Below are 23,973 nucleotides of genomic sequence, written 5' to 3'. Positions count from 1 at the left end.
TAGGAGAGAAGTTCGTTGGTAAGTATTAAAGACATTGCAAAACAAGCAGGTGTTTCCATTTCCACGGTCTCCTATGCCTTGAACGGAAGTCCGAAAGTTACGAAGGAAACATCAGCACGTATTCTGGCTATCGCTAAAGAACTTAATTATATTCCAAGCGCAGCCGCTCGTTCTTTAAAAAAACAAGAAACAAAAATCATTGGAATCTATTTAACGAACTATAGTGGTGCTTTTTATGGTCAACTTCTGCAGGGGATGATGGAGACATTAAGCGAGAACGGCTATGAACTTATCGTCTGCAGCGGGAAAGAATCACATCGCTTTCTACCTGAGCGCATGATCGATGGCGCAATCATTCTAGATGCCACATATGAAACGAAAGAGTTGTTAAGTCACGCGGAGCGGGGACATAAGCTGGTCGTGATGGATCGAAGAATGGACCATCCGAACATCTCTCAAGTACTGCTTGATAATAAAGCTGGTGCAACACTCGCGATTGATTATCTGGCTGAAAAGGGTCATCGAAAGATCTGTGTCGTTAAGGGTCCGGATATTTCATTTGATGCAAGGCAGCGATTAGAAGCTGTACAGAAAGCGGTGCAACGCTATTCGCATATCGAGTACATCGAAATCGATGGTGATTTTAACAAGCAATCAGGTGAAGAAGCAGGTAAGAAAATTCATCAAGACTTTACAGAGCCTGTAGGTGTGTTTTGTTTGAATGATGAGATGGCGATCGGAATGTATAATTATTTCAGCCGGACGAATCTCCGCATTGGTGAAGATGTTCACATTATTGGTTTTGATAATATTGAAGTGTCTCAGTATATTCAACCGAGACTTGCGACCATCAACTATTCAAAGCATAAATGGGGAGCACTCGCATCAGAGCTGCTTCTGAATTTGATACAAAAAAAGCAAAGTCCTGAACATGAACGAATCAACGTAAGCCTGATTGAAGGAGATTCTGTTCGAAAACGATAAACAAGAAAGAGGAGCTATTGTCAGCTCCTCTTTTTTTGCAATTATTCAGCTTGTGATTGAGGTGATTTTTCTTTAGATAGAAACCAACCGCCAACAGCGATCAAGAGGAGAACTACATAAAACGTGATTTTCCACTCTGGTGACTTTGCGAAACCTTCAGAAAGGATAGCTAAGTCCTTGTGTGCAAGCGTATAAACAGCTAATTTCACACCAACCCAACCGACGATGAGGAAGGCTGCAATTTCAAGACCAGGCTTAGATTGTAGAAGCTTAACAAAAAAGTTAGCGGCAAAACGCATGATAATGAGTCCGATCAACCCACCGGCGAAGATCACTAAGAATTTTCCACCATCCAGCCCTCCGATGTTAGGAAGCCCGGAATCTGGTAGTGCAACTGCTAGTGCTACAGCTGCAAGGATTGAATCCACTGCAAACGCGATGTCAGCTAGTTCAACTTTTAATACAGTAGTCCAGAAACCTGATTTTTTCTTTGCTGCCTTAGACGTTTCAGTCGATTCATCTGCCTTTTTTACCACAACTTTTCTAAAGATATGGTTAAGTGCGATGAACAGAAGATATACAGCTCCGATAGCTTGAACCTGCCATACGTTGACTAAGAATGAAATGGCAAAAAGTGATGCGAAACGGAAAAAGAAAGCACCGACCAAACCATAGAACAATGCTTTTTTTCGTTGTTCTTCTGGTAAGTGTTTGACCATTATGGCTAAGACCAGTGCATTGTCTGCCGCCAATAAGCCTTCTAATGCGATCAGCACTAACAAGATCCAACCATATTCTAACAAGATAGATAGTTCCATTTTGGTTCCTCCTTTAAAATGATAGATGCTTGAATGAAGCGAGAACAATTTACATGAAGCGACCTCCTGATAACAAATAAAAAAAGACCTCTACCAATAGCAGGCAAAGGTCTTACATAGAAAAAGACCCTTACCAACCGAACGGTAAAGGTCTTGCTAACAACAATGAAGTTGCCAATATAGCCGAGAGCACGAAGCTCCGAAATGACGACTATATTGTAAAAGCTACTCCCCTTTAGGAGTTATGAAGTTACTATTATCATATTATACGGGATTTAAATTTGTCAATTTTTTTATCTCAAAAAGTTGTGGAAGATAGCCGGTGTGAATTTTTGTAGTAACCTTATAATATATAGGCAGGAAAAGAGTGGATGAAAAAGGTGGATCAACATCAATACATAATTAATTTGATTAAAAATGATGAATGGATGATGCGGGTTTTACGTGCTGCCAAAACATTAGAATTACCAGATTGGTGGGTATGTGCAGGGTTTGTTCGATCTAAAGTTTGGGATACGTTGCATGATTTTCAAGAAAGAACGAGACTTGCAGACATTGATGTTGTTTATTTTAATCCCGATGATTTGAACAAAGAGAGTGAGAAAAAATATGAGAGTATGCTACATGAACAAATTTCTGGTTTGCCGTGGTCTGTAAAAAATGAAGCGAGAATGCATCTTGTCAACGATGATTTTGAACCGTACACTTCAACGGTAGATGCGATTTCTAAATTTCCTGAAACGGTAACTGCTCTTGGTGTTAGGCTTAATGAACAAGGCGAAGTCATTCTTGCTGCTCCATGCGGAATAGAAGATGTACTAAGCATGGAGGTAAGACCAACGGATAGTTACAGAAGAACAGAAGACAGAAGAAACAAATATAAAGAGCGAGTGAAGAAAAAGAATTGGAATGCCGTTTGGTTCAAAGTAAGAGTGGTAGAATAGATAGAAGCTTGAGCGCTAGCGCTCAAGCTTCTTGTTCTGACCTCAGATGTTCCTTATAGAAAGTAGTTAGCATCTTGAAATTCGAGATGAAATGAACATGTAAATTCCGTAGTTGCAGATCGATCGTACTTCGTGAATGAAGACTCGAATGGTGTTTCAGTTCGTCGATCTCCTTTTCAAGACTTAATGTTTCCGTTAATAAGCTGTGCAAATAAACCTTAGTACTTTCTGAATACTCTTCATGAAACGCAAGGTTGATGAGTATATCTTTTGCTTCATTAATTTCAAATTCCATATCAGTTAATGATTTTTTGGTGATGGTTATAGAATCTTTGTCCACCAACCAAGGAAGTTCATACATTTGTAATAGATATTCAACATCATTCGTGGTTAAGTCTTTAATAAATTCTTCTTTCCTTTGTTGTTTGAGCCGAGGTTCATACTCCAGCTTGAATGCTTTTAACTCTGATCTATAATCATTAATGAGTACTTGATCTCCATCATAGGAAATGGATTTATAAATGTTGAGTGGTGAATAAGGAAATACCCAATTTATCAATAAGAACAAAAGGGCAAACCCTAGAAATATCTTCCAAGCACCTTTTTTCTTCATCCCCACGTTCCTCTCGGTCAAACAGTACTTTTACTTCTGTATCTTCTTTCGTCTGATGGACCTGTAGGTTTTTTAGGCTCTTTGGGTTCGCGTTTTCTTCTAGGTCTAAATAACGCATAACTTAAACAAAAACCGATTGAACAAGTGATTCCATAACCAAACACAGCAAACGTGTTCAGTCCTTCAAACTTAGCCCAATAGAAAATAGTGAAACGGTATATCAAAAGAAAAACAATACTTAATGCCACATATAAGAGCAGATGGAATCTAAATTTCAATCTCATTCTATCTTTAGAAGATTCAATAATAAATGCAATTGGCAATGTGCAGAAAAGGAAAAAGGGTAGAGCTGTAACAATCCCAAAGAATAGACCGAATAACACACCTTGTAGATCAAGCTTAAATGGATTCCCGCCTGGAATAGCAAAAAAGAACAGTGCTCCACAAAGTACCGATATTACTGATGAAATGATGACTCTCATAACTATCTCCTAACTACCTGTCGAAGCTTTTCGTTCATGGCTTCTGAATCTTTATATTCAAATAATCCTAAGCGGTTTCCCCAAGGATCGGAAAACGTAGCCCATCTAACAGGAACTTCGACACGTTCAAAAATTTCAAAGTTTTCCACATGTAAAACATCGATCAATCGTTTTCTCTCAGCATCGAGATCGACTACACCAAGTCGAAGAGGTCCATTGCCAACAGCTGGGTCTCCCTCTGCAACTTGCAGCCAACAGTTAGGAAGCAGCTCCCACTCAGCAAAGCCGTCATGTGGAGTGAAGTCAGGCCGACGGTTCAACAGAGTTTCATAATACTTTTGACCATCTTCCATGTTCGGTACACGAACTTGAACGGTCATTTCATATATCATATGTAATTCTCCTTTACTTCATTTTATATCTACTAACAACGTTTTTAACGAGGCAGAGGTTTCATAACGATTAATTACCTATTAGACCTTTATTAATTATTGATAATAATAACTTTTTCTCAAAATCAGGAAGATTTTCACTTAATCGTGCTGCAGCTATAGGAACCATCCAGCTCTCTAAGACTCGCGAAGAGAACTGGTAATGTCTAGTATAACTTTTTCTATAATACATAGCTAAAAGTTTTCGTGCATATAAAGTAGTTCTAAAATTTAGAAAAGATGTGCGATCTTGTAATCCGCCGTAACGCAAGATGAGGAGAGTCCGTGCTAAGTCTGCCATACGGTTGCCACTTGTAGCATCGCACCAGTCAATGATTACAGCATTATCCTTTGTGATTAAAATATTGTCAGGGTGAAAATCACCGTGACACATACATTGACCAAGGGGGAGTGCTTCTAATCCTTTGATGATTCTTTTCTTGTCATCCCCATTTAATTCTTTTACTGACATAATTTTTTGTTTTAAAACTTCAAATTGAGAAGGAAGAGTAGGTAATTTCTTTTCGTGAACGCTGTTTTGAAGAGTCGCCATCTTCTTTAAGTAATAAAGTGCTTTTTGAGGTTGAGATTCTAATAATTTTGTTAACGTTATTCCCTCGACTTTTTCATAAATCAAAACTCTTTTCCCAGGAATCGGTTTACCCCATCTTACTTCGGGAACCAGAAGCCCTGATTGAAGAATGTTTTTATGGATCGAATACTCATGTTCAACAAAATCATCAGATATGTGATCATGAAAAATCTTTGCAACTTCGGTTGGAGAAAAGATTACGACCTGTGCGGTACTCCCTTCACCAATTAGTACTTTGTGCTCCAATTGTTTAACTCCTTTGCTCGATAGTTCTGTATGGATAATTTTAACACATGGAGAAGGGGGGAACTGTTTAAATATTACAGCAAGTATAATCGGTGGCCGTTTGTTACTAAAGCTTACATTCAGAACAGTACGAACATCTGGCATCTGTTTCTACATTCCTCTGTCATTGAAACGATTAAATATGTTTGGTCAACTTCTTTCTCGAGCGTATTCTTAACAGGACTTATCTTTATCGGAATTGGCATATTTGTAGCTTTATCGGTAGGAAACAGCCGAATCAAGAAAGAACCGATCGACCAAAACACGGTTCGTGAGGAAATCTCATCAAACCAGGCAATTACAGAATAAACAACAAAGAGCTGATGCATGATCAGCTCTTTTCATTTTAATTTCAATCAATTGTGCTTACCGTTGCTTATTCACCATCATATCTAAAAGTACAGAATCGGTTGTACTAGAAGTTTCAGCGCCTAATCGGCAAAAGTTTTCAATCGTCTTTTCTACATCTTCTTCAATAAATCCATTTGTGGAGGGGATACATAATCCGTTTGATGCAAGGACAGCCGATTGGACAGCGGCACTTGAGCAAGTAGCAACCTTCATAGCGCATCCGGCTTTTGCTCCGTCACAAACCATTCCACTGACGTTACCTAATGTGTTCTGAATCGCAGCCTTCATCTTATCTAAGTTGTCATCAAGCAAGTAGGTAATAGCAGCTGATGCACTAGCACCTGCAACAGTCACACCGCAGAGTGCAGACAAACGGCCGAATTTCGATTTCATATGAATCGAAAGAAGGTGACTCAATGTTACAGCTCGTAACATCTTTTCTTCTGTTACACCTAGCTTTTCAGCAGCTGCTACAACAGGCATCGTAACTGCGATCCCTTGATTTCCGCTACCAGAGTTCGCCATTACCGGCATAGTGGAACCAGCCATTCGTGCGTCAGACCCTGCAGCTGATAACGCCATGCTATAAGTAGCAAGATCATCGGAAAGAATACCTTTTTTTGTTTGGTCATATAAGGTCTTCCCAACTCTTAAGCCATAGTCATTAGAAAGGCCTTCTTTACAGATCGCAGAATTCAACTCAACGCTATGTTTAACAAGATCCAATCGATGAAGAGGAACTTCGTTAATAAACGTATAAAGGTCATCGATGGTTAACACTGGATCATCAGCTTTTTTAGAACCTGAGGATGAAGCGGGATTTGATTCATCTACTAGCATTTTTCCGTTTTGAGAGATAAAGCTTATGTTTGTATGGTCACCAGAGATCACAACGATCGCTTCCTCTGTTGCGGTTTTCACTTCGACTTTAATAAATAATTTTTCAGGACCGTCTGCAGTTGCAACCGAAACAATACCTCTCTGGACTAAATCAATAGCTTTTTCTTCCTCATTACGCGTAACACCTTCAAGTACTTGAAGTCCTTTTGACGGATCTCCTGCAATCATACCGAGAGCTGCTGTAAAATCGATACCTGTATGATTCATGCCGGGAATCCCAACAGATAAAGCGTTCTTGATAACATTTCCGCTCGCTTTGACAGAGATTGATGTTACCGGTTCACTAATATATTTTTTGGCAGTAGCTGATGCGAGAGCAATTGCAACAGGTTCTGTGCACCCTAATGCCACGACGAGTTCTTTTTCAAGAAGTCTACATATGTTTTCGTTGATCATGAATTCAACCCCATTCCGCTATATTCTCTTTCTTTACAATAACTGGTGTGAGAGGTAAAAAGAAAGAGGTAAATCTTATAAATTTTAGAATATGAACCTGAACGTCTTAATGAGCACCTTACATGGTATAGGGGAAGAGGGCTTCACTTAATGACTTACTAACATTTAGTTTAAACGAAAACAATCTCTCTTAAGAAAATTTGATTTTACTAAGTAGATCTATATCGATTTTCTCTCTCAATAAAACCTTGTTTTACTGTTTTCCAATCTTCTTTTGTAATGGAATACAAAACGGCATTACGAATATAGCCATTTGAGAGAATGCGTTCGTTCCTAATAAGTCCCTCTTTCACAGCACCTAATCGTTCAATCGCTTTTTGTGAGCGCTCATTTCGCTCGTCAGTTTTAAATTGCACACGAATAAAATCTAAAGTTTCAAAGCAGAACGTGAGAAGCAGTTGCTTGCATGCAGCGTTTACGAATGTGCGCTGATAATCTTTTCCGTACCAAGTGGAGCCTAACTCACATGAACGTTGAGTAGGATTTATTTCGTAAAGACGAGTAGTACCTACAATTTTCTCGTTTCTCTTGTTCACAATAGCAAAAGGTAGAGCAAAACCTTCTTCTCGAAGCTGTATCGCATTACTGACCCAGTCATCCATTTCCTGTTGGGTGTTGATTGAAGTTAGCATATAAGCCCAATGGTCCGAGTGATTAATTTGAAATAGAGACATTGAGTGCTCAAATTCTAAAGGAATGAGTTTAATATCGTTACTTTCTAAAGTAGGTGGCTTTGTAAATAAATGCTGATTCTTCATTTTTAAATTCTCCCTACAAAATAAATTACATATTTATGTTAATATTTAGGTATTTCATACAAAGAGGTGACTAATATTTATGGAGTTTTTTATATTTATCATATTAATCGTGTTTATGTTTGACGCTGCGAAATTCCGAAAGCAAAATGAGACGCTTATCTTACAAAATGAAAAAATTATCTCCCTTTTAGAAGAGATAAAGGATAAGTAACTTATTCTTCTTTGTAAAGGTTAAAAAATTGATAATGATCTTTACCGGTAATCTTTAATACGAGTTTTTTGTTTTCTTTTAGATTCTTAATTTCCCCATCAAAAGTTACGGTTATTTGGTTTGGAAACTGATTGATAGAAAAGGTATATGCGCCAATCTCTGTTTGCTTTTTTTCTTGATCATAAGCTGTACTAAGCGTGAACATCAGTTCTTTCGGTAGTCTGTTTTTATCTTCATTATGTGTGAGCTTTAGTTGATTAGTTTTATCAACAGAGAACGCCGCTTGCCAGTAATCATTTTCTCCAGAAAAAACGATCCTGTCATTTTGGGATGTTGGTCCCTTGGTACTTGAAGTTGGAGCTGAATCTTTAAAGAAGATCGTTAAAACAGAAACAAATCCTATTAATAAAACAGCAGCTAAAATAAGCTTCTTTTTCATCCTCCACCGTCCCTCTCATCCACTACATAACAGTGTATTCTTTATTTGATGGTGAAATCCTTGTTTCAATCATTACTAAGAATGGAGGCTTATTCGTGATAGTCAGAAAGTACGAAAGCAAAGATCTCCAAGCTGCTCTTGAGTACAGCTTACCTGCAGAACAAGCAATATTTACGTCCATACCTTCTGAGGTACTTGAAACGTTTCAAAGTGATATCTTCAACCAGCCTTTTGTTATTTATTGCGATCAACAACTTGTAGGATGGTTTGCTCTATATACAGATGGGATGGGTAATATTTATACAAATAATAAGCAGGCGATCCTATTAAAATCTTTTTCGATAGATGCTAGGTTTCAGAAAAGGGGATTTGGGCTTGATTCTCTGAAATTACTACCGAATATTGTGAAGCAGCATTACAAAGATAAGAATGAAATTATTTTAACCGTTCATGAAACAAACTATGCCGCTATATCTCTTTACAAAAAAGCGGGATTCATACATGAAGATGAGAACTATGATTGGGAATATGGCATAGAAAGGATTTTCCGAATGGGTCTTTAGACCTTTACAAACTCTTAACTAAACCTTTACACCACTCCTTAGAAAATATTGTAATAATTTCTATACATAGACAAAAGGGGTGGCAAGTTTGAATATGGTTTTTCAACAAATGCGTTCGCAGATTAAGAGTGTAAAGATTTTTGATGGAATGAAATCAATTACATCACAGAAATTAAAGCTTCATTTACAGACAAAGCTATTACTGATGATTCTCTCGTTATTTATCTTAACCATTTCGATCGTAGGTCTTTTTAGTTATAACAAGGCATCTGATACTACTAAAACAATTATTGAAAATCGTTTAGAACGTGAAACAGAAACTACATATGACATTGCAAAAAATCTTAAATTTAGTTTTATAAGAGATGAAGAAATGTTTAATAAGAGAGTGGCTGAAAGTATCAATTCACAATATGTAGGCCTTCAGCAAGATGATATGAAAGCAACTATTTTTTTATTGCAGAATGGTACGCTGATTCCTTATAAGACGAGCGGTAAAGAAACAGTTGCATTATCCTCAGGCAGTATGAAGAAAATAAGTGAACTAGAAAATGGTGTTCTTCACACGCATCTTCAAGATAAACCGTATACACTAGCAATTAAACAGATTCAAGAGCTGAATGGAATCTACGTGATAGCTGTTGAAACAGAAAGTTATATGCAACCCGTTTATGAACTCAGAAATTTTATAACGGTTGCTGTAGTCATTAGCATTCTTTTAACTGCATTAGTAATTATTTTCGTTATCAGAAGCATTACTTCACCGTTATCAGCGCTCAACCAAGTTATGAAACGTGTTCAAAAAGGTGATTTTCAACATAATGTGGACTATCGTTCAAGACATATTGAGATTCAAAGACTCATTGATAGCTTTAACCAGATGATGCTGTTTATTAGAAATATACATGATCAGATTCAGCAAATTTCTAGGGAACTAACTGTTCAGGGCAATAAACTTGAGCATACATACAGTGAGGCCAACCAATATAATGAACAACTTGTAAAAAAGATAGAGAATGTGATGACAGGGGCAAAAGAAACGGCAATAAGTTCAGAGCATAGTGTTAGACTATTCACTGATATGCAGGAAAAAGTAAGTGAGTTGAACAAAACGGTGATGACTGTAATGGATGAGTTCTTATCTATGAATCACAATGCCGTTTCAGGTCAAGAAAAAGTGGGGAAGTTAGTTGGAGAGATTCATGAAAATCATGACCGTTTTGTGCAGTTAAACAAAATCATTGATGAGATGGGCACATACTCAAGTCACTCCCAAAATGTGATCTCTACAATAAAGGAAATTTCTGAACAAACAAAACTGCTGGCATTAAACGCTCGAATTGAAGCGGCTAGAGCAGGAGAAGCAGGAAGAGGGTTTGCAGTAGTTGCTGATGAGGTAGGAAAATTAGCAGACCAATCGAGTAAAGCGGCGGCAGATATTATTGCAACAGTTAACCAAATGAACCAAACAGCTTTACAAGCGATTCATGAGTCACGCCTTCTTGGGGAAGCGAATCTATCACATGTGCAAAAGGTGAAGGATACCACTGGATTCATTCAATATTTAATGAACTCAGTCTTAGACAACAATGAGCGAATGGGTGAGATGAGTGTAGCTTTGCAACAGTTAAAAGTGGCATTGCCTGAGATTGAAACAGCTGCTATTCAATTTTCAAGCATTTCTCAAGAAACTCTAGCAAGTTCAGAAGAAATGTCTGTAACTTCTGTTAAACAAAATGAAAAGATTAAACAGGCTTACCTCGTTGGAGCGACGTTATCGAGCCTGTCCCATCAATTAACACAAGAAAGTCAGTATAAGCGTGTAAGTGAAGGAAAAGAAACAGCATAAATGAGGAAAGTGACGGGGGAACCGTCACTTTTTTGATTGGTTTTATGTAGAGAGGTAGACTTGTAGATATAGAGACAACTAATGATTTTTTCTGGAGTTATACGGTATAGAAAAGAATGTTATTAAACACTCTTAACTGGATTCTTTAATAATGAGATAAATACTTCGTGATATACTTAAGGCACAAAGTTATCTAAATGACGATACATTTACATACATCATAGATTAGGGAGGAATAAATCATGTTTAATAGTGAAGCTGAATTAGTTCTACCTGCAAAAGCATCTTTAGGTGAAGGACCATGCTGGGACTCAGAACATGGCGTCCTGTATTGGGTCAGCATTTTAGATAAAAAGGTAAACGTCTACGATCCACGCGCTCACCAAAATCGAGAGATTCAACTAGATCAAATGGTGGGAACGGTTGTGCCGCGAGAATCAGGTGGTTTAGGCGTAGCCCTTCAGAAGGGATTTTATTTTCTGAATCTTGAAACGGAAGACCTTACGCCTATTATTGACCCAGAACATGAACTTCCTGAGAATCGTTTTAACGACGGTAAGTGTGATCCGTTCGGTAGATTTTGGGCAGGCACGATGAGTTTAAGTGAAGAGAATGAAAAAGGTTCTCTCTATTGTTTAGATCACGATCTACATGTGGAAAAGAAGTGTGAAAATTTAACGATTTCGAATGGTTTGGCGTGGTCGCCTGATCAATCGTATATGTATCTAATTGATACACCAACGAAAAAAGTAACGAGATTCCAATATGATATTCAAACGGGTCATATCCAAAATGCAACAGAAGTGATTTCTTTTCCTGAAGGAGTAGGTTCTCCAGATGGTATGACGATTGATGAAGAGGGCATGCTTTGGATCGCTCATTGGGGCGGTGCACAAGTTTCCAGGTGGAATCCAGAAACAGGCGAACAGCTATCTTCTATTCCCATTCCATCATTAAATGTTACTTCATGCACGTTTGGCGGAGAAAATCTGGACGAGTTGTATGTAACGACAGCTAGGAAGAATACAAGTGCAGAGAATCTAGAAAGATTTCCAGAAGCCGGTGGGTTGTTTAAAGTAAGACCGGGTGTTAAAGGAATGCCAGCATATTCTTTCAAAGGATAAAACTAGGACAGCGTTATTAAACGCTGTTTTTTTTTTGATTAACAAAAACTTGCAATCATCGTTCGTCGTCTAATAATAAGAGAGGGGGAATTGGGATGGAAAACATGTTAGTTGATGTGACCTCTGCAGAAAGTAAAGAGCACATTTTAAACGAAGCCATGAATGAATACGGACAAGACTTGCTACAGTTGGTTTATTCTTATGTAAATCATACAAGCGTTGCTGAAGATTTAACACAAGATATCTTTGTTAAGTGTTATAACGCATTGCATACATATAACGGCAAATCCAAATTTAAAACATGGCTATGGCGGATTGCCATTAACCATTGTAAGGACTTTTTGAAAAGTTGGTATAACAATAAAGTTATCACCACCGATGAGGAATCTTCTTTTCATCGAACTGAGGTGGATGTCGTTGAGCATGAAGTCATTCAAAAAGAAGATGATGAGAATTTAATCCATGCAATTATGCAGCTGGAAATCAAATATAGAGAGGTAATCTATCTTTTTTATTACGAGGAGCTGTCAATTAAAGAGATCGCTTTAGTAACTGAAGTGAGTGACAATACAGTCAAAACAAGAATGCGCCGAGCTAAAGAACTATTGAAAATACGTTTGGAGGGTTAGGGATGGAGAACCGTTTAAAAAACTTAAAGAAAATCATGGACGAAAAAACCTTCTCACAAGTAAGATTCACCGAAAAGCATCGCGAAACCATACAGAATAAATGGAGTAATCAAGAAGATAAGGAACAGATTGTATTAAATATTTTGCAGTTGTTGAACCAAGAAAAGACAGGTTATCAGTTAGCAAACTTACTTCTTGCTCGCGGGATAAAACAATTTAACGACAATGAAGGGTCTCTCTATGTATTCTTGCACCGTTTAGAGAGTAAAGGGGTAGTTCAATCAAGCTGGATATCAAAATATGAAACCAAGTATTATCAGTTAACAAGTAAAGGTAAAAGACTATTAAAGCAAGCAGAGCATAAGGAAAAACGGTCATCAGTCATTCTGCAGCAGTTGATAGGAGGAGCGGAATGGAAAATCGCAGAAAGTCGTTTCTAAACGAAGTTACGAATCAGATTCGTTCAAAGGAAGCAAAAGAACAAGTTTCTGCCGAGTTGAATTACCATATGAAAGAAGCAAAAATGCGATGGGTAAATAAAGGATACTCTGATGTGGATGCCGAACAAAAAGCGATTGAGCAGATGGGAAGTCCAATCACGCTAGGTATTCAGTTAAACAAGATTCATCGTCCAAGAATTGATTGGATTTTGCTCGCGTTATTGACTTCTGTACTCTTACTAGGATTTCTTCCTGTACTTTCTCTGGGGTATGATAGCAATCATTACTTTTTAATGAGAAAGATGATATTGGTTGTCCTTGGCATGATTGTGGCTTTAGGTCTAATGTTTGTTGATTATCGGAAGTTAGTAAGGTGGGGATGGGTGTTTTATGGGGTAGGTACTGTGTTGCTTCTATCTTTGCTCTTCTTTTCTAGTGGTACGATTAATGGGAAGCCATTCTTACTAATCGGTGGGCTAACAATAGAAAGCATTGCTGTACTTCCATTCTTTATGATTGCCTGGGCTTGTTTCTTTAATCGAGATTCCTTCAAAGTCTCTCAATTCATACTCTTATTCTTGGTTTCGCTGTTCTTATTCTTCATGATACCAAGTATCTCAACGACTTACTTGTATTTTGCCATGGTACTGTCCATGTTATGGTGGAGCAAATTTTCCAATCGTCAAAAAGGTTTTGTTTCAGGCATTACGATGGGTTCGTTACTATTAATAGGTATGATCTCTTGGCAGTATCAACCGTATTATATTAAAGATAGAATGATAGGTTTTCTGAATCCTGGAAAAGTAGCTGATGGAGCAGGGTATCAGGTGCTTCAAATTCAGAAGTTAATTTCCGGTGCAGGATGGTTCGGGGGAAACAAGAGTATTAAGCAGTTCATACCTGAAGCACACACTGATTTTGCATTTGTAAGCATCACGTATCACTATGGCTGGTTAGCAGCGATGTTTATTATACTCATCCTTTTATTAATACTAGCAAGAGTGGTTATCACCACACAGCAAGTAAGAGATTACTTTGGAAAACTTCTGATCATAGGCAGCTTATCTTTATTACTTTTTCAAATGGTAAGTAATATCGGAATGGCGTTCGGATTTTTCCCTCTTACTAGCATGTCACTGCCGTTTATTAGTTACGGGTTGGTTCCCATTCTATTAAACGCTATCTTGATTGGAGTTGTGCTGAGCGTTTATCGTAGGAAAGACTTAAACAGATCAGCTCTTTAATAAATTATTCTAGCTACGTTGTCGATTTTGATGATTTCCGTTCGTTGTATACTTAAAAGAAGAAAAAATAACTTCTGCATACAAGGAGGAAATGGCTATGCTATTTATGCTGATTGTTAAAGCTTCAAAAAACTCGGAAGGTGGCAACCGCCCTAATGAAGAGCTTAATGAAGCGATGCGCAAGTATAATGAAGAATTAGTTAAGGCTGGCGTTCGAGTTCTTGCTAAAGGGTTACACCCAAGTTCAAATGGTATGCGAATCTCTTATCTACATCCAGGAGAAAAACCTGTGGTTACGGATGGGCCTTTTACTGAAACGAAGGAATTGATTGCTGGATTTATTTTGATTGATGTGAAGTCTAGGGAAGAAGCCGTTGAATGGGCGATGAAGATGCCTGATCCACAAGGAAATGGAGAAGGGCAGATCGAATTGCGCCAAGTATTTGAGTAACATTACTAACAAAGCAACTAAAAAAACATAATGCTAATAGTATAATAGAAAGAGAACCTCAATTTTTTAATTAGAGGTTCTTTTTTCAGGGGATTCTTCTTATGTAATTCGGTATCTTTGCACTTTACGTTTTATGGATTGAAAGGAAATGTAGATGTTATTACTCAAGAGTATCATTTTAGGCTTTTCTATATCAGCTCCAGTCGGTCCGATCGGCTTGCTTTGTATCCAAAGGACGCTCGCACAAGGGAGGACGGCTGGATTTTTAACAGGCTTTGGAGCAATCACTGCTAATATCGTGTATGCAAGTATTGCGGTACTAGGATTTTCAGCTGTTTCAGCATTTTTAATTCAATACGAACTATTATTAAAAATAGTAGGTACCTTCTTCTTGCTTTACCTAGGGGTTAAAACATTCTTAAAGAAAGTACCAAATCAAGCTGCGCAGCTGGCAGGGGAAAGCAAGATGGCTATGTTTGCTTCTACGTTCTTCTTGATGATTACAAACCCTGTTACGATTTTGAATTTTACAGCAATGTTTGCAGGTCTCGGGTTTGGTGAGAGTCAGATGACGTTACAAATTGCAATGCTCTTAATAAGTGGTGTGTTTATCGGTGCTACCTGTTGGTGGATGTTCTTAAGCATAGTGGTAAGCCTGTTAACAAAAAGTATTCAGCCGCACTTAGGTACCATCAACAAAGGAGCAGGATTATTAATCATCGGCTTAGCTTTAGCGAATATCATAGCGTAACAGTCAAAAAATAAATATTCGGAAAATTATATTTACTTTTATATCCATATGTTTTACAATACAAGAGGTAAGGAAAAAATTTCAAGATAAGGAGGCGTTGGACATGATTAAATTTTTTGACACTACAATAACAACATTATATTGTCCAATACACAACCTTCTTAATGAGAACTCAATCTGTTAATGAAACGTGAATCAGAGCCTCAGGATGTGTATACATTCTGGGGCCTTTTTATGTATTTTTTGTATGAAAAGTCACCCATCTATTTCTGGGTGGCTTTTTATTTTGAAAAGATTGAACAACGGTACGATATTGAACATTGAAAAAGCGGAGGTTAGAAAAATGGAAGTATTGAACACACAGATTACTGATCAGATCACGATAGTGGAATATGATCCAAGCTATGCAGCTGCAGTCGCTGAAATGTGGAATAAAAGCCAAGATGGCTGGGGCGGCGGAAACTCAATCATGACGGAAGAACAAGTATTAAAGAAAGAATCGAACTCATCAAACCTCCATTTATATCTTGCGCTCGATGGAGATAAGGTCGTAGGCTATTGCAGTCTAGGAGAATATCGAGAAGACGAGGGAGCACTCTACATTCCGTTACTGAATGTACGAGGAGATTATCACGGTAAGAAGATCGGCAAAAAGCTTGTACTAAAAGCGCTGCAAAAAGCGATTGAAATGAAGTGGCCGCGTTTGGATCTATATACATGGCCAGGGAACACAAAGGCAGTTCCGCTATATAAAAAATGCGGCTTTTTTTGGGAAGATCGGGATGACACGACACATCTAATGAACTTCATGCCTTCTGTTATGCAAACAGAAGCGGTCTTAGATTATTTTACGGATGGTAAATGGTACGAAAACAGTACTCGTACGATTGAAACCATCCCTGATGGAAACAACGAAGATGAATTTCATTATTATGAGTATGCTTGGAATCATGAAACTCTGGGTAACTTGAAGATGGAATTTGAGCGTTTTGGAAGAGGGCTTCGCTCCATCGAAACAGACGATTATAAAATCTTAGCGGATGTTGAACACTTTAATCTTGTTTTTGGATCTGAATACAAGATTCGATACCACATGATTAATAAAACAGGTAAACCGTTAACCATAGAGATTCAAGGTGTGGATGATAAGAACATTCAGTTTGCCGCTTCGAAAAAAATCACAGTTCAACAGGAAGAAAAGATTGAGATTCCTTTTGTAGTAAACCCAATTTCTGAAGATCAAAGTGTGTGGAGAACGCACCCAGCTGTTACTTCTCAATTACTAATCAATGGAAAAAAAGCGGAATTTAAAGTAGGTATTTGTCCTAAGTATCCCGTTAAGTTAAGCAGTAACACGCCGGCTAACCTTCGTTTTGTTGGTAGTTCTTCTCAACTTTATTTTAACTTTGAAAATAACTTTGATGAACAAGTAACATTTAGCTTTAAACTTCCATCATCACAATTGATTACCATTCAGAATCGAAATGTGAGTGTTACATTGGCACCGAAAGGAAAGCAATCGGTATCTGTTCCTTTCATGATAAAAAAGAATGGATTTTTCTCTGCCGAAGTCCAAATCTCGGCAACAAAATCCAATGGAAATATCGTTACTTTTACGAAAAAGCTAGGTGTAACCCTGCAGGGAATTGGAGCTAAATTCGCTGGAGAATGTGACGATTTTTATCACGTATGCAACGGACAATATCGAATAAAGCTAGATAAGTTCAATAACTGGATCGCACCTGGGAAAGGTGATGTGGATTACAAATTAGCATTCATGGTTCCTCAGCTAGGCAAACCTTTCTCAGAAGAGATAACGCGACTTCGTCCAGAGAAAATCGAACCATTACAAGAAGATGGTTACGCAGGATTAAAAGCAACTTTTCAATCACAGGCTTTTCCAGAACTGCAGCTTGCAACTGTTGTGAAGTTGTACAGTGAAGGACTTGTAGAACGTTATGATGAAATCACAAATATAAGCGATGTAGAAACAGTCGCAGAAGTATGGCTGAATACGCCAATTATGTGTCCTATGTTAGACAAAGGTGTCTTGCCTTATGAAGGAAAGTACATCGAACTAAATGATTCAATGGGATCTGGTCTATCTTATTGGGATCCTAGTAAACTTACGGAAAATTGGCTTTTTCTTCGTGGAAATGATAACCCTAGAGGTATTTCATGGCCGAGAGAGGGGAAAGTGAATTTCTCCAGTTGGTTCATGTATTTTGAAAATAAGTTAGGCAAGTTAGCACCTCGAGAAACAGTTGCGACAAAACCAATCACCATGACAATTGGTGCTTTCCGTGATTGGCAATCGTTCAGAGAATTTGCGACGCAAAAGAATGATAAACCAGCCAGTTTGACCAATCACATGAACGTATCGGTTAATGGGGGAAATCCTTTTATTGATAATGGTGAGTGCAAAGCTGTTGTGAGAGATTATAAATCTTCGTTTTTTAATGGGTTTATTGAAATGAAGCTAGACGATGAGATTCTGCAGAGTCATCTATTCGCTTCAGATGAAGAGTTAACACATGCCGAGTTTGATATTGAATTACCAAATGATAAAGGGATACATGTCTTAACGTCCAAAATGAATTTAGGTGCTGTTCATGTTACACGGCAATCAGCCGCTTTTGTGATGAGGGATCAACCCGTTCATTTACAAAAATCGATAAAAGATGGTCTAGAAGTGTACTCTGTAGATAATGGAGAAATGAAGATTTCTGCTTCAGCACAGTTCGCACCATCATTGTTCTCTCTTCAATACAGAGATCATGAGTGGATGGATTCACCATTTCCAAAACCAACACCAAAATCGTGGTGGAATCCTTGGTTCGGCGGTATAGCAGGTCTTCTTGAAGGTACGAGTCTTCACTCCTTACTAAAAGAAGAAAGCACTGTTGAATTTGTAGAAAAGAAAGATAACAAGGGGAATGAGTGGAAAGGTCTTAAAATATCTACCCATTATAAAAAACACGAGACGTTTAAAGGTATTCAAATTCACAAGTACTTCTTGATGCTGCCAGGAGTTCCGGTGCTCTGCCATACAACGGAAATCGTCCAGAACACTGATAGTTACTTGGATGGTAAGAACTTTTACACAGGTTGTTTTTTAAATCCAGGACCAGAGCCTGTGACGAGCTGGGGAAGCTTTCAGGCTGAAAATGGGGAGTGGACCATGGTTTCTGGTGCGAAAGGAGAGCAGGAAATGACAATAGAACGCAGCGTGATTTACGGATCTGATGATCATGAAAACCTGCTCCAAATTGTAGCGGACCAAAACGCTACAAGAGTTGATTCTTATATCAATTTAGAAGTCATTGAGCTTGGGTACTCAGAAAAGGTGAGTCTTGTGCACGGTGCTAAGCAATTCACTTCACCGGTGTTTTATGTGTTTAATGATAAAGTGATTCCAGATACAGCATTAGAAGATCTGCAGAAAATTAAATTCAGCTAGAAAGGGGAACTCATGAAAATTATTGATGCACATATGCATTTCTCAAACATTGAAAGCTTTAAACATACAGCAACGAACCTTTCTAAACTTGACTATTCGTATGAAGGAATCATCAAAGAATATAAGGAATCTAACGTTGTGCTCGGCATCGCGATGGGGTTAACAGAAAAAGAGGTAGAGGGTTTTCCAGACCCTCTAGCTCCAACCCCAATGGGTATCGATCTGGATACAAACATTCCTGAAAACGTCGTGTATTGTGCTGGCATCAATCCGTATCATTTAGGTGAAAGTGAATTGATACAGCTTGAAGAAACGGTTCAGCTTCCTGAAGTTGTGGGTATCAAAATTTACCTCGGTTATTACCCGTACTATGCGTATGATGAGGTGTATCAGCCGGTTTATAAGCTAGCTGCTAAATACGGATTGCCAGTTGTTTTTCACACAGGTGATACTTATTCAGAGCGCGGTTTGTTGAAATACTCTCATCCCCTGACACTAGATGAAGTAGCGGTTATGCACCGAGATGTCAATTTCATGATGGCACATTTCGGCGATCCGTGGACGTTAGACGGAGCAGAAGTTGTTTACAAGAATCGCAATATGTATGCCGATCTGTCAGGACTAGTTGTTGGAACAAGAGAAGATATTACAAGATACAAAGATTCACCACGATTCTTCAATCACTTGCGCCATGCTTTGACGTTCACGGATAACTATGAAAAGTTTTTGTTCGGAACAGACTGGCCACTTGTGCCCGTACAGCCGTATATTGACTTTATAAAAGAAATCATTCCTGAAGAGCATCATGAAGATGTTTTTTACAACACAGCGGTAAAGCTTTTCCCGAAGGTTAAGGCGTTTGTAAAATAAACAAATACTTGTGAGAGGGGTGATGCCAATGGTACGTGTCTGTGGTTTTTATAAGGCGTATTTTAATAGATTACGAACTGAAAGAAGGGATCACCACTATGATATCAGGAAAAAAAGTAGAGTTACGGCCCGTTTCACTTGAAGATCATAAGCGAACTTACCACTGGCGAAATGATGAAGAGACCGCTACATTTGATGCGGGTTCTGGTTATTATCGATACAGTCATGTGCCGCTTGAACAGATTGAAGCAAGCTATGAAAAAGATATTCGTACTATTGATAAACGTGAAGTAGGAGAGTTCTCGATCTATACAAGAGGGGAAGAGGCGCGTCACATTGGTTCGATCGGATACCGCAACCTAGATATAATCTCACGACGATGTGTAGTAGGAATAGGTATTGGTGAGAAGGAACTTTGGGGTAAAGGATATGGAACGGATGCATTAAAAGCTTTGCTTCACTACCTATTTCATACGATGAATTTAAAACGCGTGCAATTGGATACATGGAGTGGTAACGAACGCGCGATCCGTGCCTATGAGAAGTGCGGTTTTGTGATTGAAGGACGACTCAGGAATGATGCTTATATCAATGGTAAATACTATGACACGATTGTTATGGGTGTTTTGAAGGAAGAGTTTGAGTATAATAATGAAATAGTAGTTAACTAGATAGTAGTTGAATGTTGATTTAGCTAGGAGTAATCATGATAGAGTTATTCAGAATTGGTCTAATAATGATACTAACTTGCCAAGGATCTTATTTTATATTACTTATTTTACTATATGGGATTATGATGCACTGGTATGAGTGGGGTACGTTCCCTAAACCAAGTAATATATTTGAGAAGACTGTTAATTTCCTAACTGCTCTAGTCTTTGGTGTCGCTTATTGGGCAGGTTTAAAAGTAAAAAAGAAAAAATGGTTTTTGAGACCAGTATATCTTAGCGGTTATTTAATTGTTTATATCTTCCTTGCAATGATTGCCTTTAAACTGATAAATTCTGTTCTCATTTACATCGAGAGGAATGTTTCATTTTTTTAGGGTAAAGAGATTCGGTAAAAATTAGTGTATTTGAACAACACAAACGCAAGGATAGGACTTAAGGTTCTATCCTTTTTTTAGTGCAACTAAACATTGTTGTTTATCGACTAATACTTGAGGAGGATTGGTTGAAGTGAAGAAGTCCATAAGTTTTATTATCTGGGGAATGCTTTTATTAGTGATTTTATATAGCTCTGAAGTTGTTCAAGCAACAAGTTGGGCAGAGCTTGAACCAGAGGAAGTTCATAAAAGAGCTGATGTGATTGTAGTAGGACAGTATGATTTTACGAGTAAACCAGAAGGAAGAAATATGGTATTTACGAGTTACAAATTTAACGTCCAAAAGGTATATAAAGGAGATGTATCCCAAGAAATAAGGGCAGGCATTGATGGATATGATGTTGGTTGGGCAGATGAGTACCAGAAAGACGGAGGAGATTTTTTGCTCTTTCTTGATAAAAATAAGGAAATCAGCTACTTAACACCGGTAGGGGGACCTAATGGGATGATTCAGATCTCAAATGGTGGATTACAACATTATAACAGTAAAAGCAGAGCTTATTATGAAGAGTTCCTTAAAAAGCAAAGTGAAGATCCTATCGTGAAAACTAGTAATGAATCAGTTCCTAATAGCAAAAATAAGTATTTATATATCAGTTTTATTGTCATCTTTATAGGTTTAGGAATTTTCACTCTTTATCAGAAATTAAAAAAAATCAACAAAGAATAGTTTTGACAACTTTCCCAAAACTATATATACTAATAAAAATTTAACATTTTATGGCTATGAAGAGAAAAGTAGTTAAGCATTATTATTTCCAGAGAGCTCTTGATTGGTGTGAAAGAGCAATAATATCTTAACGAAAAAAAGACTCCGAGCTTTGTACGGATGCAGAGGTATCTTTGCTGATAATACAACGGGATCTCCCGTTACAGAGATAGGGTATACGCGAGTGATTCTTTTTCATTGCCGTACCTGAAGAGGTTGATATGGTGACATATGAACAAACTGAGGTGGTACCGCGAACGCTAATAAGCTCTCGTCCTCAAGATGAATAATCTTGGGGGTGAGGGCTTTTTCTGTTTTTCTTATAAAAAAATGAGGAGTGATTTTAATATGCATTGGGCATTTCGAATAGCAGAAGAATTAGTCAGGAAACATCCAGATCGTGAGAAGTTTGTTTGCGCATCAGGCATCAGTCCATCCGGCTCGGTTCATATAGGGAATTTTCGAGAGGTGGTTACCACATACTTTGTTGTAAGGGCATTGCAACAGCTTGGGAAAAAAACGCGTTTTATCTTTTCATGGGATGATTTTGATCGATTTCGTAAGGTCCCGAAAAATGTTGATCCTACTTTTGAGCAATATATTGGAATGCCATACTCAGAGATTCCATGTCCGTTTGAGTGCCACAGTTCTTACGCTGATCACTTTGAAATAGAGTTTGAACAGTCATTGAGAGAGTTCGGAATCGTTCCTGATTTTATCTATCAAAGCAAGGAGTATGGATTGAGAAGGTATCAAACTCAGATCGTTCATGCTCTTCAAAATCGCAAACAGATCTATGATATTCTAATGAATTTTAAAACTAGTGAACACAGTATGGAAGAGCGAGAGCGTTTTTATCCAGTTAATGTGTATTGTGAAGTTTGCAGGAAAAATACAGTACACATTCACAAATTTCAAGATGAAAGATTAAGCTACACTTGTTCATGTGGTCATTCAAACTCTATCGAGGTAGCACTAGCGACAAACATTAAATTGAATTGGAAAGTGGATTGGCCGATGAGATGGAAGGCAGAAGATGTGGTGTTCGAACCAGGTGGAAGAGACCATTCTTCTGCGACTGGAAGTTTTAATGTTTCCAAGGAGATCGCATCAAACATCTATAACTTTCAAGCACCAGAGTATGAACCGTATGATTTTATCAGTATTAAAGGGTCTGGTGAGAAGATGTCGAGTTCATCAGGAAACAATATTACACCCGGAGAGTTGTTGAAGATCTATACACCAGAAGTTATCCTTTTCATGTTTGCAAAATATCAGCCGAATGCTCCTTTTCATATTGGGTTAGATGATGACGTTATTAGGAACTACACAGAGTATGAAAGGTTTAGCCATGCAGAGCAATGTCATTTGAAAGAAGAGATTTCAGCAGCTTTGGAACTTTCTTCAGTAACATCTGGTATAAGGCGTGTACCTAAATTCAGCCATGTGGCGAGTATATTGCCGCTTGTGAATTTTGAGGTCTCACTCGTTAGAGAAGTATTGGCTAGAACAGGGGAGGCGTATACGCTTAAAGAGGTAGCTGGAGTTTGTGAAAGAGTTGAATATTGGTTGAAAAATTGGTGTTCAGAGAAAGTACTTAAGGTTAATGAAGAAACAAATCGAGAATATTTCGGGATACTTCAGGATCAGGAGAAAAAATGGATTGAGGGTTTTGTGCAGTTATTAAGGTCTGAGGCCGATCTTCAGGATGATGAAGAGTTGATGAGAAAAGTTTACGATATTTGTCATGTAGATGATCCCAAACTAAAGAAAAGTAACCAAAAAAGATTGTTTAGCATCATATATCAACTGGTTTTAAACGGCAACAGTGGACCCCGAATTCCAATATTGATCCATTCTGTTGGTAAAGAGCGGTTGATAAGGTTGCTGACATTCTAATACGAAGGTTACTGTCGGGTTTTCATGAAATACTGTCCACTTTCACAAGAATAATGTCCATTCGACAAATCCACTTTCAGATAATACACAAAAAGGTGACGCCACCAAAGCGTCACCTCACCTTATTATCATTTCTTCAATTCCTGACCCATACCCTTCAAAAAGTGAAGACCAAATCCGATCGCTCGATTAATATCAGGGTCCTTCAGCGACTTCACAAGATCAAAAGCTCCAACCTTCTTATCGCTCTCCACAAACTCTTCCCCTTGCTTCAAGCCAGTAACAACACTATCGAGCAACTTCGCCGTTACTTCTGGATCCATTTTCGTCAGAACACCTGCTGCACCCATTAAGTTGTTGATCATGTTCGTAACAGGTTCACGGGTTGCCTGGCCAAGTGCGATGCTTGCGATTTTATCTTTTGCGACGAGCATGGAGTTCGCTGCTTCTAATGCTCCAATTTTATCTAGTTCTCCAATAAAATCGAGTGCTTTAGTGAGAGCTGCTTCTTTTTCAGCTAAAGCTTTTTGAAGTTCAGTTAGCTTCTCTTGCTGAATCTGCTCTTCGGTTTTTATATTCTTTTTGATAACCGTAGTTGGTTGTGCCATATCAAAT

General features: G+C 38.1%; 25 protein-coding genes and 1 other annotated feature. Of the genes, 16 read left to right on the top strand and 9 right to left on the bottom strand.

The features are described from left to right. Positions 1–15: 15 nt before the first annotated feature. Positions 16–984 carry a LacI family DNA-binding transcriptional regulator gene (locus H9648_RS06060; protein ID WP_191752993.1) on the top strand — a complete coding sequence of 323 codons (969 nt, stop codon included), beginning with the start codon at positions 16–18 and terminating at the stop codon, positions 982–984. Between the two features lie 41 nt (positions 985–1,025). Here the strand turns inward: H9648_RS06060 and H9648_RS06055 are convergent, their stop codons facing one another. Beyond that, entirely contained in the window at positions 1,026–1,802 is a 777-nt protein-coding gene (locus tag H9648_RS06055) for a TerC family protein (RefSeq protein ID WP_191752992.1), read from the bottom strand. 371 nt (positions 1,803–2,173) lie between these two features. Between H9648_RS06055 and H9648_RS06050 the strand changes: the two genes are divergently transcribed. Continuing rightward, on the top strand, positions 2,174–2,746 hold the full coding sequence (locus H9648_RS06050) for a nucleotidyltransferase family protein (protein ID WP_191752991.1): 573 nt from the start codon (positions 2,174–2,176) through the stop codon (positions 2,744–2,746). Between the two features lie 22 nt (positions 2,747–2,768). Here H9648_RS06050 and H9648_RS06045 read toward each other — a convergent pair whose 3' ends face one another. The 4 genes from H9648_RS06045 to H9648_RS06030 all read right to left on the bottom strand — a co-directional run bounded on the left by H9648_RS06045 (position 2,769) and on the right by H9648_RS06030 (position 5,110). Further along, positions 2,769–3,359 carry a hypothetical protein gene (locus H9648_RS06045; RefSeq protein WP_191752990.1) on the bottom strand — a complete coding sequence of 197 codons (591 nt, stop codon included), beginning with the start codon at positions 3,357–3,359 and terminating at the stop codon, positions 2,769–2,771. Between the two features lie 17 nt (positions 3,360–3,376). Next, positions 3,377–3,841 carry a hypothetical protein gene (locus tag H9648_RS06040; RefSeq protein ID WP_191752989.1) on the bottom strand — a complete coding sequence of 155 codons (465 nt, stop codon included), beginning with the start codon at positions 3,839–3,841 and terminating at the stop codon, positions 3,377–3,379. Between the two features lie 2 nt (positions 3,842–3,843). Next, the gene (locus H9648_RS06035) at positions 3,844–4,233 is read right to left on the bottom strand and encodes a VOC family protein (RefSeq protein WP_191752988.1); all 390 of its coding nucleotides are present in this window, start codon (positions 4,231–4,233) and stop codon (positions 3,844–3,846) included. A 70-nt stretch (positions 4,234–4,303) separates the two neighbouring features. Beyond that, the gene (locus H9648_RS06030; protein ID WP_191752987.1) at positions 4,304–5,110 is read right to left on the bottom strand and encodes a phosphotransferase family protein; all 807 of its coding nucleotides are present in this window, start codon (positions 5,108–5,110) and stop codon (positions 4,304–4,306) included. Positions 5,111–5,140: 30 nt separating this feature from the next. Here H9648_RS06030 and H9648_RS06025 point away from each other — a divergent pair, with 30 nt between their 5' ends. After that, the gene (locus H9648_RS06025; RefSeq protein WP_191752986.1) at positions 5,141–5,458 is read left to right on the top strand and encodes a hypothetical protein; all 318 of its coding nucleotides are present in this window, start codon (positions 5,141–5,143) and stop codon (positions 5,456–5,458) included. A gap of 57 nt (positions 5,459–5,515) precedes the next feature. Here H9648_RS06025 and H9648_RS06020 read toward each other — a convergent pair whose 3' ends face one another. From H9648_RS06020 to H9648_RS06010, 3 genes are all read right to left on the bottom strand, one after another. Next, positions 5,516–6,796 carry an L-cysteine desulfidase family protein gene (locus H9648_RS06020; protein WP_191752985.1) on the bottom strand — a complete coding sequence of 427 codons (1,281 nt, stop codon included), beginning with the start codon at positions 6,794–6,796 and terminating at the stop codon, positions 5,516–5,518. 209 nt (positions 6,797–7,005) lie between these two features. Next, the gene (locus tag H9648_RS06015) at positions 7,006–7,614 is read right to left on the bottom strand and encodes a GNAT family N-acetyltransferase (protein WP_191752984.1); all 609 of its coding nucleotides are present in this window, start codon (positions 7,612–7,614) and stop codon (positions 7,006–7,008) included. Positions 7,615–7,826: 212 nt separating this feature from the next. Next, positions 7,827–8,264 (bottom strand): hypothetical protein, encoded by a 438-nt coding sequence (locus tag H9648_RS06010; protein WP_191752983.1) that lies wholly within the window; start codon positions 8,262–8,264, stop codon positions 7,827–7,829. Between the two features lie 95 nt (positions 8,265–8,359). Here H9648_RS06010 and H9648_RS06005 point away from each other — a divergent pair, with 95 nt between their 5' ends. The 13 genes from H9648_RS06005 (at position 8,360) to lysS (ending at position 23,358) form a co-directional block, all read left to right on the top strand. Beyond that, positions 8,360–8,827 carry a GNAT family N-acetyltransferase gene (locus H9648_RS06005; protein ID WP_191752982.1) on the top strand — a complete coding sequence of 156 codons (468 nt, stop codon included), beginning with the start codon at positions 8,360–8,362 and terminating at the stop codon, positions 8,825–8,827. 94 nt (positions 8,828–8,921) lie between these two features. After that, complete coding sequence (locus tag H9648_RS06000; RefSeq protein ID WP_225218782.1) at positions 8,922–10,676, top strand: methyl-accepting chemotaxis protein; 1,755 nt, start codon at positions 8,922–8,924, stop codon at positions 10,674–10,676. A gap of 242 nt (positions 10,677–10,918) precedes the next feature. Further along, positions 10,919–11,800 carry an SMP-30/gluconolactonase/LRE family protein gene (locus H9648_RS05995; protein ID WP_191752980.1) on the top strand — a complete coding sequence of 294 codons (882 nt, stop codon included), beginning with the start codon at positions 10,919–10,921 and terminating at the stop codon, positions 11,798–11,800. A gap of 95 nt (positions 11,801–11,895) precedes the next feature. Beyond that, positions 11,896–12,429, top strand: coding sequence for a sigma-70 family RNA polymerase sigma factor (locus H9648_RS05990; protein ID WP_191752979.1), 534 nt, complete (start codon positions 11,896–11,898; stop codon positions 12,427–12,429). A gap of 2 nt (positions 12,430–12,431) precedes the next feature. After that, positions 12,432–12,869 (top strand): PadR family transcriptional regulator, encoded by a 438-nt coding sequence (locus H9648_RS05985; protein WP_191752978.1) that lies wholly within the window; start codon positions 12,432–12,434, stop codon positions 12,867–12,869. Further along, positions 12,842–14,113, top strand: coding sequence for an FtsW/RodA/SpoVE family cell cycle protein (locus tag H9648_RS05980; protein ID WP_191752977.1), 1,272 nt, complete (start codon positions 12,842–12,844; stop codon positions 14,111–14,113). Before H9648_RS05985 ends, H9648_RS05980 begins: the two co-directional genes overlap by 28 nt. Positions 14,114–14,210: 97 nt before the next feature. Then, the gene (locus tag H9648_RS05975; RefSeq protein WP_191753240.1) at positions 14,211–14,564 is read left to right on the top strand and encodes a YciI family protein; all 354 of its coding nucleotides are present in this window, start codon (positions 14,211–14,213) and stop codon (positions 14,562–14,564) included. 154 nt (positions 14,565–14,718) lie between these two features. Further along, positions 14,719–15,315 carry a LysE family translocator gene (locus tag H9648_RS05970; protein WP_191752976.1) on the top strand — a complete coding sequence of 199 codons (597 nt, stop codon included), beginning with the start codon at positions 14,719–14,721 and terminating at the stop codon, positions 15,313–15,315. Positions 15,316–15,601: 286 nt separating this feature from the next. Next, a complete protein-coding gene (locus H9648_RS05965) occupies positions 15,602–18,775 on the top strand; it encodes a GNAT family N-acetyltransferase (protein ID WP_191752975.1) in 3,174 nt (1,057 codons plus the stop codon). Positions 18,776–18,787: 12 nt separating this feature from the next. Next, positions 18,788–19,645 carry an amidohydrolase family protein gene (locus tag H9648_RS05960; RefSeq protein ID WP_191752974.1) on the top strand — a complete coding sequence of 286 codons (858 nt, stop codon included), beginning with the start codon at positions 18,788–18,790 and terminating at the stop codon, positions 19,643–19,645. 98 nt (positions 19,646–19,743) lie between these two features. Then, on the top strand, positions 19,744–20,316 hold the full coding sequence (locus tag H9648_RS05955; protein WP_191752973.1) for a GNAT family N-acetyltransferase: 573 nt from the start codon (positions 19,744–19,746) through the stop codon (positions 20,314–20,316). Between the two features lie 507 nt (positions 20,317–20,823). Further along, complete coding sequence (locus H9648_RS05950) at positions 20,824–21,420, top strand: hypothetical protein (protein ID WP_191752972.1); 597 nt, start codon at positions 20,824–20,826, stop codon at positions 21,418–21,420. Between the two features lie 47 nt (positions 21,421–21,467). Next, positions 21,468–21,741 (top strand) — a binding site (T-box leader). A gap of 66 nt (positions 21,742–21,807) precedes the next feature. Beyond that, entirely contained in the window at positions 21,808–23,358 is a 1,551-nt protein-coding gene (gene lysS / locus H9648_RS05945; protein WP_191752971.1) for a lysine--tRNA ligase, read from the top strand. A 128-nt stretch (positions 23,359–23,486) separates the two neighbouring features. Here the strand turns inward: lysS and H9648_RS05940 are convergent, their stop codons facing one another. Continuing rightward, on the bottom strand, positions 23,487–23,966 hold the full coding sequence (locus tag H9648_RS05940; protein ID WP_191752970.1) for a helical membrane plugin domain-containing protein: 480 nt from the start codon (positions 23,964–23,966) through the stop codon (positions 23,487–23,489). Positions 23,967–23,973 lie beyond the last annotated feature (7 nt).

Origin of the sequence: Fictibacillus norfolkensis (assembly GCF_014836645.1) — a bacterium.
GTDB lineage: Bacteria > Bacillota > Bacilli > Bacillales > Fictibacillaceae > Fictibacillus > Fictibacillus norfolkensis.
This window is presented reverse-complemented; position numbering and strand designations above follow the sequence as displayed.

What these genes read in the sequence shown, in the direction of transcription:
- H9648_RS05980 (WP_191752977.1), top strand. Translation starts at nt 12,842, where the DNA reads ATGGAAAATCGCAGAAAGTCGTTTCTAAACGAAGTTACGAATCAGATT.
- H9648_RS05995 (WP_191752980.1), top strand. Translation starts at nt 10,919, where the DNA reads ATGTTTAATAGTGAAGCTGAATTAGTTCTACCTGCAAAAGCATCTTTA.
- H9648_RS06015 (WP_191752984.1), bottom strand. Translation starts at nt 7,614, where the DNA reads ATGAAGAATCAGCATTTATTTACAAAGCCACCTACTTTAGAAAGTAAC.
- H9648_RS05940 (WP_191752970.1), bottom strand. Translation starts at nt 23,966, where the DNA reads ATGGCACAACCAACTACGGTTATCAAAAAGAATATAAAAACCGAAGAG.
- H9648_RS05955 (WP_191752973.1), top strand. Translation starts at nt 19,744, where the DNA reads ATGATATCAGGAAAAAAAGTAGAGTTACGGCCCGTTTCACTTGAAGAT.
- H9648_RS06055 (WP_191752992.1), bottom strand. Translation starts at nt 1,802, where the DNA reads ATGGAACTATCTATCTTGTTAGAATATGGTTGGATCTTGTTAGTGCTG.
- lysS (WP_191752971.1), top strand. Translation starts at nt 21,808, where the DNA reads ATGCATTGGGCATTTCGAATAGCAGAAGAATTAGTCAGGAAACATCCA.
- H9648_RS06010 (WP_191752983.1), bottom strand. Translation starts at nt 8,264, where the DNA reads ATGAAAAAGAAGCTTATTTTAGCTGCTGTTTTATTAATAGGATTTGTT.
- H9648_RS05960 (WP_191752974.1), top strand. Translation starts at nt 18,788, where the DNA reads ATGAAAATTATTGATGCACATATGCATTTCTCAAACATTGAAAGCTTT.
- H9648_RS06000 (WP_225218782.1), top strand. Translation starts at nt 8,922, where the DNA reads ATGGTTTTTCAACAAATGCGTTCGCAGATTAAGAGTGTAAAGATTTTT.
- H9648_RS06035 (WP_191752988.1), bottom strand. Translation starts at nt 4,233, where the DNA reads ATGATATATGAAATGACCGTTCAAGTTCGTGTACCGAACATGGAAGAT.
- H9648_RS05990 (WP_191752979.1), top strand. Translation starts at nt 11,896, where the DNA reads ATGGAAAACATGTTAGTTGATGTGACCTCTGCAGAAAGTAAAGAGCAC.
- H9648_RS06020 (WP_191752985.1), bottom strand. Translation starts at nt 6,796, where the DNA reads ATGATCAACGAAAACATATGTAGACTTCTTGAAAAAGAACTCGTCGTG.
- H9648_RS06025 (WP_191752986.1), top strand. Translation starts at nt 5,141, where the DNA reads ATGGATAATTTTAACACATGGAGAAGGGGGGAACTGTTTAAATATTAC.
- H9648_RS06050 (WP_191752991.1), top strand. Translation starts at nt 2,174, where the DNA reads ATGAAAAAGGTGGATCAACATCAATACATAATTAATTTGATTAAAAAT.
- H9648_RS05975 (WP_191753240.1), top strand. Translation starts at nt 14,211, where the DNA reads ATGCTATTTATGCTGATTGTTAAAGCTTCAAAAAACTCGGAAGGTGGC.
- H9648_RS05970 (WP_191752976.1), top strand. Translation starts at nt 14,719, where the DNA reads ATGTTATTACTCAAGAGTATCATTTTAGGCTTTTCTATATCAGCTCCA.
- H9648_RS06045 (WP_191752990.1), bottom strand. Translation starts at nt 3,359, where the DNA reads ATGAAGAAAAAAGGTGCTTGGAAGATATTTCTAGGGTTTGCCCTTTTG.
- H9648_RS05985 (WP_191752978.1), top strand. Translation starts at nt 12,432, where the DNA reads ATGGAGAACCGTTTAAAAAACTTAAAGAAAATCATGGACGAAAAAACC.
- H9648_RS06040 (WP_191752989.1), bottom strand. Translation starts at nt 3,841, where the DNA reads ATGAGAGTCATCATTTCATCAGTAATATCGGTACTTTGTGGAGCACTG.